17 protein-coding genes are annotated in these 16,620 nt (G+C 66.9%); 16 read left to right on the top strand and 1 reads right to left on the bottom strand.

The features are described 5' to 3' along the window. The first annotated feature begins 244 nt into the window (after positions 1 to 244). The 3 genes from I8J34_RS13020 (at position 245) to pbpG (ending at position 4,773) form a co-directional block, all read left to right on the top strand. A complete protein-coding gene (locus I8J34_RS13020) occupies positions 245 to 2,521 on the top strand; it encodes an NADP-dependent malic enzyme (protein ID WP_214361898.1) in 2,277 nt (758 codons plus the stop codon). Positions 2,522 to 2,633: 112 nt separating this feature from the next. Further along, complete coding sequence (locus I8J34_RS13015; RefSeq protein WP_214361895.1) at positions 2,634 to 3,764, top strand: patatin-like phospholipase family protein; 1,131 nt, start codon at positions 2,634 to 2,636, stop codon at positions 3,762 to 3,764. 97 nt (positions 3,765 to 3,861) lie between these two features. Next, positions 3,862 to 4,773, top strand: coding sequence for a D-alanyl-D-alanine endopeptidase (pbpG, locus tag I8J34_RS13010; protein ID WP_230411823.1), 912 nt, complete (start codon positions 3,862 to 3,864; stop codon positions 4,771 to 4,773). A gap of 1 nt (position 4,774) precedes the next feature. On the opposite strand, the gene I8J34_RS13005 is transcribed toward pbpG, so the two are convergent. After that, positions 4,775 to 5,569: an IclR family transcriptional regulator gene (locus I8J34_RS13005; protein WP_214361893.1), complete on the bottom strand. Its 795-nt coding sequence runs from the start codon at positions 5,567 to 5,569 to the stop codon at positions 4,775 to 4,777. 105 nt (positions 5,570 to 5,674) lie between these two features. Between I8J34_RS13005 and I8J34_RS13000 the strand changes: the two genes are divergently transcribed. From I8J34_RS13000 to I8J34_RS12940, 13 genes are all read left to right on the top strand, one after another. Beyond that, positions 5,675 to 6,625, top strand: a complete 951-nt coding sequence (locus I8J34_RS13000; RefSeq protein WP_214361891.1) for a D-2-hydroxyacid dehydrogenase — start codon at positions 5,675 to 5,677, stop codon at positions 6,623 to 6,625. 159 nt (positions 6,626 to 6,784) lie between these two features. Continuing rightward, complete coding sequence (locus tag I8J34_RS12995) at positions 6,785 to 7,267, top strand: Na+/H+ antiporter subunit E (protein ID WP_214361889.1); 483 nt, start codon at positions 6,785 to 6,787, stop codon at positions 7,265 to 7,267. Continuing rightward, positions 7,264 to 7,557 (top strand): MrpF/PhaF family protein, encoded by a 294-nt coding sequence (locus I8J34_RS12990; RefSeq protein WP_214361887.1) that lies wholly within the window; start codon positions 7,264 to 7,266, stop codon positions 7,555 to 7,557. Before I8J34_RS12995 ends, I8J34_RS12990 begins: the two co-directional genes overlap by 4 nt. Beyond that, positions 7,554 to 7,886 (top strand): monovalent cation/H(+) antiporter subunit G, encoded by a 333-nt coding sequence (gene mnhG / locus I8J34_RS12985; RefSeq protein WP_214361885.1) that lies wholly within the window; start codon positions 7,554 to 7,556, stop codon positions 7,884 to 7,886. The genes I8J34_RS12990 and mnhG overlap by 4 nt, the downstream gene beginning before the upstream one ends. Beyond that, entirely contained in the window at positions 7,844 to 8,437 is a 594-nt protein-coding gene (locus tag I8J34_RS12980; RefSeq protein WP_214361883.1) for a DUF4040 domain-containing protein, read from the top strand. The genes mnhG and I8J34_RS12980 overlap by 43 nt, the downstream gene beginning before the upstream one ends. Further along, on the top strand, positions 8,434 to 8,871 hold the full coding sequence (locus I8J34_RS12975) for a Na(+)/H(+) antiporter subunit B (RefSeq protein WP_214361882.1): 438 nt from the start codon (positions 8,434 to 8,436) through the stop codon (positions 8,869 to 8,871). Before I8J34_RS12980 ends, I8J34_RS12975 begins: the two co-directional genes overlap by 4 nt. Further along, positions 8,868 to 9,254, top strand: coding sequence for a cation:proton antiporter subunit C (locus tag I8J34_RS12970; protein WP_214361881.1), 387 nt, complete (start codon positions 8,868 to 8,870; stop codon positions 9,252 to 9,254). The genes I8J34_RS12975 and I8J34_RS12970 overlap by 4 nt, the downstream gene beginning before the upstream one ends. Positions 9,255 to 9,257: 3 nt before the next feature. After that, positions 9,258 to 10,748 (top strand): monovalent cation/H+ antiporter subunit D family protein, encoded by a 1,491-nt coding sequence (locus I8J34_RS12965; protein ID WP_214361880.1) that lies wholly within the window; start codon positions 9,258 to 9,260, stop codon positions 10,746 to 10,748. After that, positions 10,745 to 12,220: a monovalent cation/H+ antiporter subunit D family protein gene (locus I8J34_RS12960; RefSeq protein WP_214361878.1), complete on the top strand. Its 1,476-nt coding sequence runs from the start codon at positions 10,745 to 10,747 to the stop codon at positions 12,218 to 12,220. The genes I8J34_RS12965 and I8J34_RS12960 overlap by 4 nt, the downstream gene beginning before the upstream one ends. Beyond that, complete coding sequence (locus I8J34_RS12955) at positions 12,220 to 12,453, top strand: hypothetical protein (protein ID WP_214361876.1); 234 nt, start codon at positions 12,220 to 12,222, stop codon at positions 12,451 to 12,453. Before I8J34_RS12960 ends, I8J34_RS12955 begins: the two co-directional genes overlap by 1 nt. Continuing rightward, positions 12,443 to 14,128 carry a Na(+)/H(+) antiporter subunit D gene (locus I8J34_RS12950; protein WP_214361874.1) on the top strand — a complete coding sequence of 562 codons (1,686 nt, stop codon included), beginning with the start codon at positions 12,443 to 12,445 and terminating at the stop codon, positions 14,126 to 14,128. The genes I8J34_RS12955 and I8J34_RS12950 overlap by 11 nt, the downstream gene beginning before the upstream one ends. 37 nt (positions 14,129 to 14,165) lie before the next feature. Further along, positions 14,166 to 15,212, top strand: a complete 1,047-nt coding sequence (locus tag I8J34_RS12945; RefSeq protein WP_230411822.1) for a pseudouridine synthase — start codon at positions 14,166 to 14,168, stop codon at positions 15,210 to 15,212. A 110-nt stretch (positions 15,213 to 15,322) separates the two neighbouring features. After that, complete coding sequence (locus tag I8J34_RS12940; RefSeq protein ID WP_214361873.1) at positions 15,323 to 16,588, top strand: toll/interleukin-1 receptor domain-containing protein; 1,266 nt, start codon at positions 15,323 to 15,325, stop codon at positions 16,586 to 16,588. Positions 16,589 to 16,620 lie beyond the last annotated feature (32 nt).

The raw sequence follows: 16,620 nt of genomic DNA, 5'->3' as shown, positions 1-16,620 counted from the left end.
GCGCGCCGCCCCAGGTGGCGCACACATGTGGAAACCACGAAGCGACAAGGCCGCTTCCGAAAGCCTATTATTATGCCACGCCGCCCCTCGACGAGAAAATCCTGATGCGGAAAAAGTGCACATCGGGAAATGAATCGGTCGATTTGGCGGTGGCACCGACATGGAAATGAAAGCTTATTCCAATAATAAGGTTAAACCCTAGGGGTGCTTTTCCGCCCCCCTTCATCAGGAGACCAGGATGCCCATGGACGAATCGATTCGCGAAGCCGCGCTGGAGTACCACCGTTACCCGCGGCCCGGAAAAATCGCCGTCACGCCGACCAAGGCGCTGACCAACCAGCAGGATCTGTCGTTGGCCTATTCGCCGGGTGTCGCGGCTGCCTGCGAGGCGATCGTCGATTCGCCTGCCGAGGCCGCCAACCTGACGGCGCGCAGCAATCTGATCGGCGTGGTCACCAACGGCACCGCGGTGCTCGGCCTGGGCAACATCGGCCCGCTGGCGGCCAAGCCGGTGATGGAAGGCAAGGGCGTGCTGTTCAAGAAGTTCGCCGACATCGATGTGTTCGACCTGGAGATCAACGAGCCCGACGCCGACAAGCTGATCGACATGATCGCCGCGCTGGAGCCGACCTTCGGCGGCATCAACCTCGAAGACATCAAGGCGCCCGAGTGCTTCTACATCGAGAAGAAGCTGCGCGAGCGGATGAACATCCCGGTCTTCCATGACGACCAGCACGGCACGGCGATCGTCGTCGGTGCGGCGGTGCTCAACGGCCTGCACCTGCAGGGCAAGGACCTGAAGAACGTCAAGCTGGTGACCTCCGGCGCCGGTGCCGCGGCGCTGGCCTGCCTGGATCTGCTGGTGATGCTCGGCGTGCCGGTCGAGAACATCTGGGTGACCGATATCGAGGGCGTGGTGTACGAAGGGCGCACCACGCTGATGGACCCGATCAAGGCGCGCTACGCCAAGCCCACCGAGGCGCGCACGCTGGGCGAGATCATCGAAGGGGCGGATGTGTTCCTCGGCCTGTCGGCCGGCGGCGTGCTCAAGCAGGACATGGTGCGCAAGATGGCCGCCAAGCCGCTGGTGCTGGCGCTGGCCAACCCGCGCCCGGAGATCCTGCCCGAGGACGTGAAGGCGGTGCGCGACGACGCGATCATCGCCACCGGCCGCTCGGACTATCCGAACCAGGTCAACAACGTGCTGTGCTTCCCGTTCATCTTCCGCGGGGCGCTGGACGTCGGCGCCACCACCATCACCGACGAGATGAAGATGGCGGCGGTCAAGGCGATTGCCGAGCTGGCGCGCGCCGAGCAGAGCGACATCGTGGCGGCCGCCTATGGCGAGAAGGTCGCCGGCTTCGGTGCCGAGTACATCATCCCGCGGCCCTTCGATCCGCGCCTGATCGTGCTCATCGCGCCGGCGGTGGCCCGTGCGGCGATGGAATCCGGCGTGGCGACGCGGCCGATCACCGACTGGGACGCCTATACCACCTTGCTCAACAGCTTCGTGTGGCGCTCGGGCCTGATCATGAAACCGGTGTTCGCCGCCGCCAAGCGCAATCCCAAGCGCATCATCTTCAGCGAGGGCGAGTCCGAGCGGGTGCTGCGTGCGGTGCAGATCGTGGTCGACGAAGGTCTGGCGCGGCCGATCCTGGTCGGCCGCCCGTCCGTGGTGATGAACAACATCGAACGCTTCGGTCTGCGCCTGCAGGCCGACACCGATTTCGAGCTGATCAATCCCGATTCGGACCCGCGCTTCGACACCCTGTGGCAGCACTATCACGGGCTGATGGAGCGCAGCGGCGTGTCGGTGGAATTCGCCAAGCGCGAGGTGCGCCGCCGCTCGACGCTGATCGGCGCGCTGCTGCTCAAGTTCGGCCACGCCGACGGCATGATCTGCGGCACCTACGGCATGCATCAGCTGCACCTCAAGTTCATCGAAGATGTGCTGGGCCGCAAGGCGACGGCCAGCAAGTGCTACACCGTCAACCTGATCAACCTGCCGGGGCGTACGGTGTTCATGGCCGACACCTATGTGACCTACGATCCGACCCCGGCTCAGTTGGTCGAGATGACCGTGATGGCCGCCGAGGAGATGCGCCGCTTCGGCATCGAGCCCAAGGTGGCCTTGCTCTCGCATTCGAGCTTCGGCTCCGACGACTCGCCCACCTCGATCAAGATGCGCGAAGCCCTGCGCCTGCTGCACGAGCAGCATCCGGACATCGAGGTAGAAGGCGAAATGCACGGCGACGCTGCGCTCGACGCCGCCACCCGCACGCAGATATTTCCCAACGCGCGCATGCGTGAGGACGCCAACCTGCTGATCTTCCCGACGCTGGATGCGGCGAACATCGCCTTCAACCTGCTCAAGACCGCCGCCGGCGAGGGCGTGACGGTGGGGCCGATCCTGCTCGGGGCGGCCAAGCCGGCGCATATCCTCACCCCCACGGCAACGGTGCGGCGCATCGTGAACATGACGGCCCTGACGGTGGTCGAGGCCATGGCCGAGCAGGCCTGAGGCGTAGTCGAGACCGTTCGGCGGTGCCGTCCGGCCGCCGAACGGAAGCCGGCGGTCCCTAAAGCTTGACGCCCCCCGGCCGTAGTTGCCGGTATCAGGCAGGAGGGGCGGGATGACAACTGAGAAGGCCGCGCTGGTGTTGACCGGGGGCGGGGCGCGCGCGGCCTATCAGGTCGGCGTGCTCAATGCCATCCGCGAGCTGTGGGGGCGCCGGCCCGGCAATCCCTTCCCGATTCTGTGCGGCACCTCGGCGGGCGGCATCAATGCCGCCTCGCTGGCAGTGTTTGCCGACGACTTCCCGCGGGCGGTGCGCAAGGTGTCGTGGATCTGGCGCAATTTTCATGTCGACCAGGTGTATCGCACCGATTTTCCGGCGCTGGCCGGCACCGGCGCCCGCTGGGGCTCGGCCTTGCTCACCGGCTGGTTGTTCCGCCAGACGCCGCGCTCGCTGCTCGACAACGCGCCGCTGGCCCGGCTGCTCGAGAACACGCTCGATTTCTCGGCCATCGGCCGGGCCATTCGCGACGGTCATCTGCATGCGGTCAGCGTCACCGCCTCTGGCTATACCTCGGGCGAGAGCCTGGCCTTCTTTCAGGCCGCCGACGGTGTGTTGCCGTGGCGGCGTGCCCAGCGCCTCGGCGTGCGCACCGAATTGTCGGTGCCGCACCTGATGGCCTCCAGCGCCATTCCCTTCGTGTTCCCGGCGGTGCGTATCCATCGCGAGTATTTCGGCGACGGCTCGATGCGGCAGCTTGCGCCGATCAGCCCGGCGGTGCATTTGGGGGCCGACCGGATCCTGGTGATCGGCTCCGGCCGGCTGGCCGAGGAGGGGCGCCAGCGCGCCCATAGTTATCCGTCGCTGGCGCAGATCGCCGGCCATGCCATGTCGAGCATCTTCCTCGACAGCCTGGCGGTGGACCTCGAACGGCTGGAGCGCATCAACGCCACGCTCAGCGCGTTTACCGCCTCGCAGCGCACGGCGGCGGGGCTTACCCTGCGGCCGATCGAAACTCTGGTGATATCTCCGTCACGGCGCATCGATGCTATCGCCGGCCAGCATCGGCGCAGCTTGCCGCCACTGCTGCGCACGGTCTTGCGGGGCGTGGGCGCCATGCGCACCAGCGGCTCCACCCTGCTGTCGTATCTGCTGTTCGAGCCGGCGTTCACGCGCGCCTTGATGTCGCTGGGCTACGACGACACCATGGCCCGCCGGCAGGCCGTGGCCGACTTTCTGCGCCTTTGAGCGCGCGCCGTGAGTTGTGTGAGAAATTTGTTGAGAAACACGCGCTGAGTATTGGATTTTTATGGATAATTTGCCTACGCTGATCGCAATGAGACCGATGAAGATCCGACGATTCCTGATGGCCCTGTGGCTGGGGGCCGGCATGGCCGCGACGACGATGGCCGCCCCGCCCGAACGAGCCGGCGCCGCGCGGTCGGCGCGCCCGCTGTTGGCCGAAGCGGCGCGGTCGGACAGCCCGGAATTGCGCTCGGAGGCCTTTCTGATCGTCGACCAGCGCAGTGGCGAAGCGCTGCTGGCGCGCAACGCCGATCGCGTGGCGCCGATCGCATCGATCACCAAGCTGATGACCGCCATGGTCATTCTCGACAGCGGACAATCCTTGTCCGAGATGCTCACCGTCACCGAGGCCGACCGCGACCGCTTGCGCAAGAGCAGCTCGCGCCTGCCGATCGGCAGCCGGCTCAGTCGCGAAGATTTGCTGCGCCTGGCCCTGATGTCGTCCGAGAACCGTGCCGCGTCGGCCCTGTCGCGCTACTACCCGGGCGGGCTGCGGGCGTTTGCCAAGGCCATGAACGCCAAGGCACGTCAGCTCGGCATGGCGCACAGCCGTTTCGTCGAAGCCACCGGCCTGAGTGCCGACAATGTGTCGACCGCGCGGGATCTGTCGGTGCTGCTGAAGGCCGCTGCGGACTATCCGCTGATCCGTCGATTTTCGACCGACAGCGCGCATACGGTGGCGCTGAACCGCGGCGCGCGCGAATTCCGCAATACCAACCCGCTGGTGCGGGATCCGGGTTGGGAGATCCGCGTCTCGAAGACCGGCTATATCGAAGAGGCCGGCCGCTGCCTGGTGATGCAGGCGTGGCTGCGCGGGCGCCCGGTGCTGGTGGTACTGCTCGATTCCTTCGGCAGCCGCACCCGCACGGCCGATGCCCGGCGCCTGCAGAAGTGGCTGGCACGGCGGCCTTGGGACGCCGTGGTGATGGCGCACAAGGGCGCCAAGGGGTGACTCAGCCCGCCTCGCGCGGGCGGTAGCCCAGGGCCCGCGAGATATTGCGGGCGGTGTCGAGGATCACCGGCGCCCAGTCCGGGTTGAAACGCTCGGCCGGGGTCGATAGCGACAGGCCGGCGACCAGTGCGCCGCTGTCGTCCCGAATCCCCGCGGCGATGCATCGCACGCCGTTTTCCACCTCTTCCATGTCATAGGCCACTTCGTGGCGGCGGACCTTGTCCAGTTCCTTTTCGAGCGCCGGCAGTTCGCGGATCGAGGTGGCGGTGGAGCCGGGCAGGCCGGTACGTTTGGCGTAGTCCCGCACCTTGGGCAGACCGTCGTCGGCCAGGAACAGCTTGCCGGTGGCGGTGGTGTGCAGCGGGGCTCGGGCGCCGACGATGTGGACCACGCGCACCGACGAGCGGCCGCTCGAGGTGCGCTCGATATAGACGATCTGGTCGCCGTCGCGAATACCCAGGTTGACGCTCTCCCCGGTGCGCTGATGCAGTTCGAGCATGGCGACGATCGCCGTCTCGCGCAGCGAGATGCGCGACTTGACCAGTGCGCCGAGCTCAAGCAGGCGAATGCCGAGCCGGTAGATGCCGTTGTCGGTGCGCTCGACGAAGCCGCTGCTCGTCATGGCGCCGAGGATGCGGTGGGCGGTGGACGGATGCAGACCGGTCTGCGCGGCCAGTTGCTTGAGCGGCACCGGGTCGGCATGCTCGGCCAGGACGTCGAGCAGGGACATCATGCGTTCGATGACCTGGATCGAGGTCTTCTGTTCGGGGGCGGAGGCGTCTTTCGATGGTTTCATTGCGGCTTTCCCTAGTAGCCTCATGGTACTTGAGTCCCGTACATTTCGCCTAGTGAAACACCGTATCGTGACATGGTGACGGATCGGCCCGGAGGCAATGACGGCATGGAACCCAGGATTGTGTTTCTCGAGCGGGGCTCGGTGGCCGCCGATTTTCCCCGCCCGGCGCAGCCCCACACGTGGGTCGACTTTCCGTACACGTCGCCGGCCGATATCGTGCCCCGCCTGCGCGGCGCCCAGGTAGCCGTCATCAACAAGCTGCGTCTCGACGCCGCGGTGTTGGCCCAGTTGCCCGAGTTGCGCATGATCGCGCTGGCCGCCACCGGGTCGGACAACATCGATCTGGCGGCCTGCCGGGCGCGCGGGCTGGTGGTCAGCAATGTGCGCGGCTATGCCGAAACCTCGGTGCCGGAGCATGTGATCGGCCTGATGCTGGCCTTGTCGCGCCAACTGATTGCCTACCATCGGGACGTAGGGGCCGGCCGCTGGCCCACCTCGCGCCATTTCTGTTTTCTCGACCATCCGATGCGCGATTTGCGCGGTGCCACCCTGGGGCTGGTCGGGCAGGGCAGCCTGGGACAGGGGGTGGCCCGCCTGGCCGAGGCCTTCGGCATGCGCATCCTGTGGTCCGAGCGCCCTGCCGCCGCGCAGGTGCGGCCCGGCCGCGTGAGCTTCGAGCAGATGCTGCGCGAGGCGGATGTCGTGTCGCTGCACTGTCCGCTCAACGCCGATACCCGCGGCATGATCGACGCCGCCGCGCTGCAGGCGATGAAGCCGCAGGCCTTTCTGATCAACACCGCCCGCGGCGCGCTGGTGGATGAGGCCGCGCTGGCCGAGGCGCTGCGCCGCGGCGACATCGCCGGCGCCGCCATCGACGTGCTCTCGGTCGAGCCCCCGCCGGCGGATCATCCGCTGCTGGCCGCCGACATCCCCAACCTGATCCTGACCCCGCATGTGGCCTGGGCATCGGCCGAGGCGATGCAGGCCATGGCGGAGCAGGTGGTGGCCAATATCGAGGCCTTTCTGGCCGCCTCGCCCCGCAATCGACTCGCATGAATTCGGGGGGCGATGACCTGCAGGGGTTCCCGTGTCTGGCTAAAATCGCGTACTGTGATGGGGCTAGCTTTCGACACCGCAGTTATGTTTCTGACACACTGGGGGCGCGAGTCCGCCTGGCGGCGGTCGTTTTCCCGTGTTCCGATGGGCCATAGACATATGCTCAGGTTTCACTCGATCAGCGTCGTCTTTTCCCTGTTTGCATTCTGGTTGCTTCTGTCGGGCTACTTCACGCCCTTCCTGATGACGCTCGGGCTGCTCTCGTCGGTGGCGGTGGTGTGGTTCGCCCGCCGCATGGACGTGGTCGACCAGGAGGGGCATCCGCTGCACCTGGGGCGTGGGGTGATGGGTTACTGGCCGTGGTTGATCGTCGAGATCGTCAAGTCCGCCTGGACCGTCTCCAAGCTCATCGTGCATCCGCACCTGCCGATCTCCCCGACAATGCTGCGCGTCAAGATGAGCCAGCAGAGCCCGGTCGGCCAGGTGGTGTATGCCAATTCGATCACGCTCACGCCGGGCACTATCTCGGTGGCCATCGAGGAGGACGAGATCCTGGTGCACGCCCTGACCCGGGCCGGCGCGGACGATCTGGCCGGCGGTGACATGGACCGGCGCGTGACGGCCTGCGAGGCGCGCTCATGATGATGTACGCGGCGGTGATCGGCGCTTTGCTGGTGGCCTTGTGCCTGTTGCTGACCCGTGCCCTGCTGGGGCCGACGGTGTTCGACCGGGCGCTGGCCGCCAATGCGATCGGCACGCTGGCGATGCTGCTGCTGGCCATCTTCCAGTTCGTCGGCGGGCGTCCGGAGTTCGTCGATCTGGCCCTGGTGTACGGGCTGCTGAATGTCGTCGGCACCATCGCCGTGCAGAAATTCTTCCGCTACGGCGACCTGGGCGAACCGGGCGTGGCCGACGAGGAGCATCGCCTGTGAGTGCCGTGCTCGACATCGTCAGCATCGTGCTGATGACCCTCGGTGGCGTGTTCTGCGTGATCGGCGCCATCGGCGTGCTGCGCATGCCCGGCTTCTACACTCGCATGCATGCGGCCAGCGTCATCGACACGCTGGGCGCCAGCCTGATCATCCTCGGCCTGCTGCTGCAATCGGGCTTCACGCTGGCCAGTGCCAAGCTGGTGATCCTGTGGCTGCTGATCTTCTTCTGTTCGCCGACCGCCTCGCACTCGCTGGCCAACGCGGCCTACAGCCGCGGCGTCAAGCCTTGGGAACCGGATCAAGGAGCGTCATCATCCTCGAAGAACTGACCGCCGTCGTGCTGCTGACCCTGATGGGCGCTGCCGCCATCGGCATTGCCCGTCAGCGCAACCTGTTTGGCGTGGTGATGCTGGGCGGCATCTACAGCTTTCTGATGGCCACCGTGCTGGTGGTGCTCGATGCCGTCGACGTGGCCATGACCGAGGCCGCGGTCGGCGCCGGCATCTCGACCGTGCTGCTGCTCGGCGCCATCCACCTCACCGGCGGCACCGAGTCGAAACCGATCCATCGCCCCTGGCTGCCCTTGTTCGTGGTGGCCGTTACCGGCGCCATGCTGGTCTATGGCACGCTCGGCCTGCCCGCGTTTTCCGATCCCAAGGCGCCCATCCACCAGCATGTGGCGCCGCGCTACCTGACCGAAGGGCCGGAGAAGACCGGCGTGCCCAACGTGGTCACGGCGGTGCTGGCCAGCTACCGGAGCTTCGATACCCTGGGCGAGACCTTCGTGGTGTTCACCGCCGGCATCGGCGTGATCGCCCTGTTGCGGCGGCGCACGCCCCGGCGGCCGCGCGAGCACGATCAGGAGGATCGCAAGTCATGAGGCTCGACATCATTCTGCGGGTGATCGCCAAGCTGCTGATCCCCTTCGCGCTGGTGTTCGCGCTGTATGTCCAGTTCCACGGCGATTTCGGTCCCGGCGGCGGTTTCCAGGCAGGCGTGATCGTCGCCGCCTCGGTGATCTTCTATGCGCTCATCTATGGGCTGCCGGCGGCGCGGCGGGTGGTGCCCGACGCGCTGGTCGAGATCCTGCTGGCGGTGGGCGTGCTGATCTACGCCGGCGTGGGCGTCATCGGCCTGCTGCTCGGCGGCAACTATCTCGACTATTTCGTGCTCGCCGGCGATCCGGTCCATGGCCAGCACCGCGGCATCCTGTGGGTGGAGCTCGGCGTGCTGATCACCGTGGCGGCCGTGATGCTCAAGGTCTTCTATGTGTTTGCCGGGCGCCGCCGCGACGCCGGGGAGGGCGGCGAATGACGCTGGCCAGTCATTTCAGTTACTGGACCACCATCTTGCTGCTGATGGTGGGGCTGTTCATCGTCATCGCCCGTGACAACCTGATCAAGAAGCTGATCGGCCTGGGCATCTTCCAGACCGCGGTCTACCTGCTCTACATCGCGCCGGGCAAACTCATCGGCGGTGTCGCACCGATCGTCGGCAGCGGTTTCGCGGTGTATTCCAACCCCTTGCCGCATGTGCTGATCCTCACCGCGATCGTGGTCGGCGTGGCCACGCTGGCCCTCGGGCTGGCGCTGGTGGTGCGCATCAAGGAAGCCTACGGCAGCATCGACGAGGACGAGATCCTGGCCATCGACGCGCAAGACGACGCCTCCCCCACGCCGGACCACGAGGGGGGCTAAGCCATGCTGACGCAGCATTTTCCCGCCCTGCTGGTGGTGGTGCCCCTGATCGCGGCGCCGCTGATCGTCCTCGTGCGCCGTTCGCTGCCGAGCTGGATCATCGCCTTGCTGGCCACCGCCGCCACCTTCGGCATCGCCCTCAGCCTGCTCGACCGCACCCTGGCCGAAGGCACGCTGTCGTATGCCATGGGCAGCTGGGCGCCGCCCCTGGGCATCGAGTACCGGATCGACGCGGCCGGCGCCTTCGTGGCGGTCATCGTCGCGGCCATGGGGCTGATCGTCATGCCCTATAGCCGCGTCGGCATCGCCGCCGAGGTGCGCAACGAAGAGCACTATCTCTACTACGCGTTGATGATGCTGTGCCTGGCCGGCTTGCTCGGCATCCTGGTCACCGGCGACGCCTTCAATGTCTTCGTTTTCCTCGAAGTCTCCTCGCTGGCCACCTATGTGCTGATCGCCATGGGGCGCGACCGCCGCGCCCTGATGGCGGCCTACCAGTACCTGCTGATGGGCACCATTGGCGCCACGCTGTATGTGGTCGGTGTCGGCCTGCTGTACCTCGAGACCGGCACGCTCAATCTGGCCGACATGGCCACCCGCCTGCCCATGGCCAGCGACTCGCGTGCCGTGCTGGCGGCGCTGGCCTTCATTACCGTCGGCATCTCGCTCAAGATCGCGCTGTTTCCGCTGCACCTGTGGCTGCCCAACGCCTACGCCTACGCGCCCTCGCCGGTGTCGGCCTTCCTCGCGGCGACCGCGACCAAGGTGTCGATCTATGTGCTGATGCGCTATTTTTTCAGCATCTTCGGCGAGAGTGCGGTGTTCGACGCCCGCGCCACCGGGGCCATTCTGCTCGGCCTGTCGCTGGCGGCCATGTTCATCCCGGCTATCGTGGCCATCTTCCAGCACGACATGAAGCGCCTGCTGGCCTACTCCAGCGTCTCGCAGATCGGCTACATCACGCTCGGCATCAGCATGGATTCGGTCGACGGGCTGATGGCCTCGGCCATGCATCTGTTCAACCATGCGCTGACCAAGGGCGGCCTGTTCCTGGTGCTCGGCGGAGTGGTGCTGCGCTGCCGTGGCGCCAGCTTCGACCGGCTCGCCGGTCTTGGCCAGACCATGCCGGTGGCGGCCTTCGCCATGGTGGTCGGGGGCTTGAGCCTGATCGGCGTGCCGGGCACGGCCGGCTTCATCAGCAAGTGGTATCTGGTCAGCGCGGCCATCCACCTGGGGCAGTGGTGGCTGGTCGGTGCGGTGCTCGCCAGCTCGCTGCTGGCGGTGATCTATGTCTGGCGTTTCGTCGAGGTCGCCTATTTCCGCGCGCCGCCGGCCGACCATCCGCCGCCGGGTGAGGCGCCGCTGTCGATGTTCGTGCCGGCCTTGCTGATGATCGGCGGTTGTGTGTATTTCGGCCTCGATGCGACCTGGTCGAGCGAGGTCGCCACCCGCGTGGCCGAGGTGTTGATGAACAGCCGGAGCGGTGGCCAATGACCGAAGACATCCAGCTGATCAGCCTGCTGCTCACCCCGCTCGTCGGCATGTTGCTGGTGTCGCTCACCGGGCGCTGGCCGAACCTGCGCGAATCGATGACCCTGCTGGTGGCGGTACTGCTGTTTTCCGAATCGTTGCAGCTGGCCAGCGATGTGCTCGGCGGCGCGCGCCCCGGGCTGACGCTGATCCACATGCTGCCCGGCCTCACCCTGCGCCTGGCGGTCGAGCCGCTCGGCGCGGTGTTCTCGGTGATCTCCTCGGGGCTGTGGATCATCAGCACGCTGTATTCGATCGGCTACATGCGCGGCAACAACGAAAAGAAGCAGACCCGTTTCTACGTCTGCTTCGCCGGCGCCATCTTCGCTGCGCAGGGCATCGCGCTGGCCGGCAACATGTTGACCCTGTTTCTGTTCTACGAGGCCATGACGCTGATCACCTATCCGCTGGTGACGCACCATGGCACCGACCATGCCCGCAACTCGGCGCGCACCTACCTGGGCGTGCTGCTCGGCACCTCCATCGCCTTCCTGCTCTCGGGTCTGCTGGCCACCTGGGTGATCGCCGGCACGCTCGACTTCCGCCACGGCGGCATCCTCGCCGGCCATCTCGGTGCGGCCGGCACCGCGCTGCTGCTGGTGTTGTACATGTTCGGCATCGGCAAGGCGGCGCTGATGCCCTTCCACCGCTGGCTGCCGGCGGCGATGGTGGCCCCCACGCCGGTGTCGGCCCTGCTGCATGCGGTGGCGGTGGTCAAGGCGGGCGTGTTCACCATCGTCAAGGTGATCGTCTACATCTTCGGCGCTGAAAACCTGATCGCCCTGGGCAGTGCCAACTGGGTGCCGGTGATCGCCGGTTTCACCATCATCTCCGCCTCGATCGTGGCGCTGCGGGCCGACAACCTCAAGCGCCGGCTGGCCTATTCGACGGTCAGCCAGCTCTCCTACGTGACGCTCGCCGCCACCTTGCTGGCACCGATCTCCATCGTCGGCGCGGTGCTGCACATCGCGGCGCATGCGCTGGGCAAGATCACCCTGTTCTTCGCCGCCGGCTCGATCTACACCGCCGCGCACAAGACCGAGGTCAGCCAGCTCGACGGCATCGGCCGGCGCATGCCGTGGACCATGACCGCCTTCGCCATCGGTGCGCTGTCGATGATCGGCCTGCCGCCGGCGGCCGGTTTCGTCTCCAAGTGGTATGTGCTGTCGGCGGCGATGAGCCTCGAGCACTGGTGGGCGGTGGGCGTGCTGGTGCTCAGCACCTTGCTCAACGCCGGCTACTTCCTGCCCATCGTGTGGCGCGCCTTCTTCCGCGAGCCGCCGGCCGAGGCAGACGACCATCACCATGCGCCGCACGGCGAAGCGCCCCGGATCATGGTCTTCGCGCAGACCGCCACCGCGGCGCTGACGGTCGGCATGTTCTTCTATCACGAGCCGGTGCTGCGCCTGGCGCGCGCGGTGGCGGGAGGCTTCTGATGCGACTGAACGCCTTGTATCCGCGTGGCGAGCGCCTGTGGCGCGTCTTGCTGACCGCTTTGCTGCTGATGCTGGTGGCTGGCCTCTTCGTCGAATCGCATCCGCATTTCGGCATCGACGGCTGGCCCGGTTTCAATGCCTGGTTCCCGATGCTCGCCTGTGCGGTGCTGGTGCTGCTGGCGCGCGGCTTCCATCGGGTGTTCGGCCCGCGGGAGGATGACGATGGACGCTGAGCTGATCCACCACCCGGCGCTGTGGCTGATCCTCGGCGGCATCGTGCTCGGTTTCCTGCGGGGGGCGCCGCGTGCGCTGCTGTCGCTCGGCTTGCCCGTGTTCGCCGCGTGGTTGCTGTGGGGCATCCCCGAGGGCATCTACGGCGGCATGCATTTCCTCGACTACACGCTCGACATCCTGCGCGTCGATCGGCTCGGCCGCCTGTTCGCGTTGGTGTTCCTGCTGGCGCTGTTCGTCGGCAGCGTGTATGCGCTGGGCCAGCGCAGCCGGCTCGAGGTGCCCGCCGCGTTCGTGTACGGCGGGGCTGCGGTCGGCGCGGTACTGGCCGGCGATGTGGTCACGCTGTTCGTGTTCTGGGAGCTGATGGCCATCGGCTCGACGCTGGTGATCTGGGCCGGCGGGCGCGACGCCTATCCGGCGGCCATGCGCTACCTGATGGTGCACCTCTTCGGCGGGGTGGTGCTGATGGCCGGCATCACCGCGCACCTGGTCGGCGGCGGCAGCCTGCGCTTCGAGGCCATGGCGCTGGACGGGCTGGCCCAGTGGCTGATCCTTGCCGGCTTCCTGATCAACGCCGGCGCCTTCCCGTTCTGGTCGTGGTTGCCGGACGCTTATCCGCGCGCCTCGTGGAGCGGCATGGTGTTCCTCTCCGCCTTCACCACCAAGACCGCGGTGTATGTGCTGATGCGCGGCTTCCCCGGTGCCGAGGTGCTGATCCCCATCGGCTTGCTGATGGCCGGTTACGGGCTGATCTATGCGCTCATCGAGAACACCGCGCGGCGGGTGCTGGCCTACGCCATCATCAATCAGGTCGGCTTCATGATCGCCGGCATCGGCATCGGCACCGAGATGGCGCTTAATGGGGTGGCGGCGCATGCCTTTGCCCACATCGTCTACAAGGCCTTGCTGTTGATGGCCATCGGCGCGGTGATCGTCCAGACCGGCAAGCGCGACTGCACCGATCTGGGCGGCCTGGCGCGGCAGATGCCGGTGACCTGCGGCTTTGCCATTTTCGGTGCGCTGGCCATGTCGGCGCCCTTGACCGCCGGCTTCATCACCAAGTCGCTGGTGCTGCAGGCGGCAGCCGATGCGCACCTGACCTGGGTGTGGCTGGCCATGATGGTGATCGCCGCCGGCGTGTTCTTCGCCGCCGGCCTCAAGGTGGTGGTGTTCGTCTTCTTCGGCGCGCCGCGCGATCTCGACGCCCATGAGGCGCCGCCCAGCCAGCGTTGGGGCATGCGCCTGCTGGCGCTGACCAGCCTGGCGGTGGGCTGCTACCCCCCGCTGCTCTACGACCTGCTGCCGTTCGCCGTCGACTACCAGCCCTATACCGGCGGGCATGTGGTGTTCCAGCTGCAACTGCTGCTCGCCACCGCCGTGGTGTTCTTCTTGCTGCGCGACCGCCTGACCGCCATGCTCGGCTCCCTGATCGACGTCGACTGGTTCTACCGCCACATGGGGCCGCGCTGGCTCAAGGTGATGGTGTACGGCGTCAGCATCGAGATCCGCGAGGTGGTGCGACTGATCATGCGCGGCATCGCCAACCTGCTGGTCAGCCTGCACCGGCATTACGGCACGCGCGGCGTACTGGCGCGCACCTGGGCCTCGGGCAGCATGGTGATGTGGGTGGCGCTGCTGCTCCTGATGTATCTGGCGCTGTTCTATCTGCCCTGAGGCGGTAAACTGCGCGATTGCCCCTGTTTGCGCCGCCATGAAACCGACCCGCCGACCGCCCGCCCCGTCCTCCGACGACACCCCCCGACGCCGCCTGCAGCGCGCCCCCGCCGCGGTGCCGGGTGCGGCGCCGGCCGCCGAGGGTGTGCGCCTGTCCAAGGTGATGGTCGAGCGCGGCATGTGCAACCGGCGCGAGGCCGACGCGCTGATCGCCCGTGGCGCGGTCTTCGTCGATGGGCGCCAGATCAGCGAACTGGGCACGCGCATCTCGCCCGACGCCGCCATCACCCTGGCACCGGGCACCGTCCTGCGCACGACGCCGCAGCCCGCACCCGCCGTGGCACCCGTAGCCGCCAAACCGGCGCCCGAAGGCGTGCGCCTGTCCAAGGTCATGGCCGAGCGCGGCCTGTGCTCGCGCCGCGAGGCCGATGCCCTGATCGAGCGCGGGTGGGTCTTCGTCGATGGCCAGCGGGTGAGCGAACTGGGCACCCGCATTGCGCCGGACGCCACCATCACCCTCGACAAACGCGGCGCAGCCAAGCAGGCCGAACGCGTCACCATCGTGCTGCACAAACCGATCGGCTATGTCTCCGGCCAGCCCGAAGACGGCCACCAGGCGGCCGTCACGCTGATCACCCCCGACCGCCTCTTCGGCGGCGGCAAGTTCGCGCGCGACCATCTCAAGGGCCTGGCCCCCGCCGGCCGGCTCGACATCGACTCCACCGGCCTGCTGATCCTCACCCAGGACGGACGCATCGCGCGCCAGCTCATCGGTGACGATTCCGAGGTGGATAAGGAATACCTGGTGCGTGTGGCCGGCACGCTGTCGGCCGAGGGCCTGGCCCTGCTCAACCACGGCCTGAGCCTCGACGGCAAGCAGCTGCGCCCGGCAAAAGTACGCTGGCAGAACGACGACCAGCTCAGCTTCACCCTGCGCGAGGGGCGCAAACGCCAGATCCGCCGCATGTGCGAGCTGGTCGGCCTGAAGGTGGTCGGCCTCAAGCGGGTGCGCATCGGCCAGGTGATGCTCGGGGATCTGCCGCAGGGGCAGTGGCGGTATCTGCGGCCGAACGAACGGTTCTAGGACGGATTGCAGGTCCCCGGATCCGCCGGAGATTCTCTGCGTGACGCCTGCGCTGCCTATACTGGGAGAGGCAGTGAGCGGGGGATCGCCCAGGGAGGCGCGTGAGCGGGTTGCCTTACAACAAGCGGCCGAATGACGTCTTCATCAGCTATTCGCATGGCGATGGCAACGTGGTGGAGCCATTGGTCCGTTGGCTTCAGGATGTCGCAGGCTTGCGCGTATGGTGGGACGCGAGTCGGCTGACGGCGGGTGACCGTTTGGCTGCCGCGCTGCCGAAGGGGCTTGAGAGTGCTCGGGCGGCGGTCTTCTGTGTTTCCAAGCACTGGAATGCGTCAAGCTGGTGCGAGGACGAGTACAACGCCGCGCTGCAGGCGCGCCGGGCCGACCGACGATACCGCCTGATTGCATTGCACCTGGATGACGCGCCAGTGCCGACCTTCCTGGCCAACGCGCGGTTTCTCGAGATGCCGGCGCTGACAGCCGAGGTGGGGGCTGCCCTGCTTGAGGCGCTGGTGCCCGAGCCGGTGCCCTGGGTACATGGTGATGCCGACGTTTATCTCAGTCGTTCCTGGCACGCCGACGATCTGGCGGCTGCAGACCGGGTCAGTGCTGCACTGATTGGGCAATGTGGCTATCGACTGGTGGGCGACTCGCCCGATTTCGCGGTCTTTGATGGCGAGGACCGGGTGCGTTGCATCATCGATAGCTGCGGCGCATTGGTGGGGGTGCTGCCTTTTCGCGACGACGCGGCCCATGGTTTCACATCGAAGTGGATTGTGAACGAGATCAAGCTGGCCCGGTCGCTCGGCCGTCCCTATCTGCTGTTTGCTGCCGACGGCGTCGAGCTCGACGCCGACCTGGTCGGCAGCGCGCTTGGCGCCAGGCTGCAACCGCTCCCGAATGGAGATGCCGCCGCCGGGCTCGCCGCCTCCGTGGCGTTGCTGGACGAAGCTTATGTGCCGTCGCCGCGTCCGGCCTACAGCTTCTTCGCGACGTCGTTGCGCGAGGCGGGGGGCGAGATCGACCGAGCGGTCAACCTCATGGAGCAGGTGACTGGCATGCAGTGCCTGCTGGGGCAGCGGCTGGCCGGACAGCATGCACAGCAGGAGATCGTCGAACGCATCCGGCGTGCTCAATTTGTGCTCGCCGATGTCTCCGCGAACAACCTCAATACGCTCATCGAGGCGGGGATTGCGCGAGGCGCCGGTGTGCGCTTGCACCTGCTGTGCAAGCGGCCCGAGTCAGGCGACTTGCACGCGCGCTTCATGTTCCGCGACCTTGAAATCAGCTGGTATGCCGACGCCCTTGCGCGCATCGGCATGATGCATCGGATCGCCCGCCTGTATCGCCGGCGGATATTCTCGCCACCCGTCTGAACCTTGTGCATCGCGGTTTCCGCCCGGATGGC

The sequence above is a fragment of the Denitromonas iodatirespirans genome (genome assembly GCF_018524365.1).
Taxonomy (GTDB): domain Bacteria; phylum Pseudomonadota; class Gammaproteobacteria; order Burkholderiales; family Rhodocyclaceae; genus Nitrogeniibacter; species Nitrogeniibacter iodatirespirans.
Note: the sequence above shows the minus strand (reverse complement) of the source record. Positions and strands in the feature narration are given on the sequence as shown.

What these genes read in the sequence shown, in the direction of transcription:
- I8J34_RS12995 (WP_214361889.1), top strand. Translation starts at nt 6,785, where the DNA reads ATGCTCAGGTTTCACTCGATCAGCGTCGTCTTTTCCCTGTTTGCATTC.
- I8J34_RS12970 (WP_214361881.1), top strand. Translation starts at nt 8,868, where the DNA reads ATGACGCTGGCCAGTCATTTCAGTTACTGGACCACCATCTTGCTGCTG.
- I8J34_RS12990 (WP_214361887.1), top strand. Translation starts at nt 7,264, where the DNA reads ATGATGATGTACGCGGCGGTGATCGGCGCTTTGCTGGTGGCCTTGTGC.
- pbpG (WP_230411823.1), top strand. Translation starts at nt 3,862, where the DNA reads ATGAAGATCCGACGATTCCTGATGGCCCTGTGGCTGGGGGCCGGCATG.
- I8J34_RS12960 (WP_214361878.1), top strand. Translation starts at nt 10,745, where the DNA reads ATGACCGAAGACATCCAGCTGATCAGCCTGCTGCTCACCCCGCTCGTC.
- I8J34_RS12945 (WP_230411822.1), top strand. Translation starts at nt 14,166, where the DNA reads ATGAAACCGACCCGCCGACCGCCCGCCCCGTCCTCCGACGACACCCCC.
- I8J34_RS13020 (WP_214361898.1), top strand. Translation starts at nt 245, where the DNA reads ATGGACGAATCGATTCGCGAAGCCGCGCTGGAGTACCACCGTTACCCG.
- I8J34_RS12965 (WP_214361880.1), top strand. Translation starts at nt 9,258, where the DNA reads ATGCTGACGCAGCATTTTCCCGCCCTGCTGGTGGTGGTGCCCCTGATC.
- I8J34_RS12950 (WP_214361874.1), top strand. Translation starts at nt 12,443, where the DNA reads ATGGACGCTGAGCTGATCCACCACCCGGCGCTGTGGCTGATCCTCGGC.
- I8J34_RS13000 (WP_214361891.1), top strand. Translation starts at nt 5,675, where the DNA reads ATGGAACCCAGGATTGTGTTTCTCGAGCGGGGCTCGGTGGCCGCCGAT.
- I8J34_RS13005 (WP_214361893.1), bottom strand. Translation starts at nt 5,569, where the DNA reads ATGAAACCATCGAAAGACGCCTCCGCCCCCGAACAGAAGACCTCGATC.
- I8J34_RS12975 (WP_214361882.1), top strand. Translation starts at nt 8,434, where the DNA reads ATGAGGCTCGACATCATTCTGCGGGTGATCGCCAAGCTGCTGATCCCC.
- I8J34_RS12955 (WP_214361876.1), top strand. Translation starts at nt 12,220, where the DNA reads ATGCGACTGAACGCCTTGTATCCGCGTGGCGAGCGCCTGTGGCGCGTC.
- I8J34_RS13015 (WP_214361895.1), top strand. Translation starts at nt 2,634, where the DNA reads ATGACAACTGAGAAGGCCGCGCTGGTGTTGACCGGGGGCGGGGCGCGC.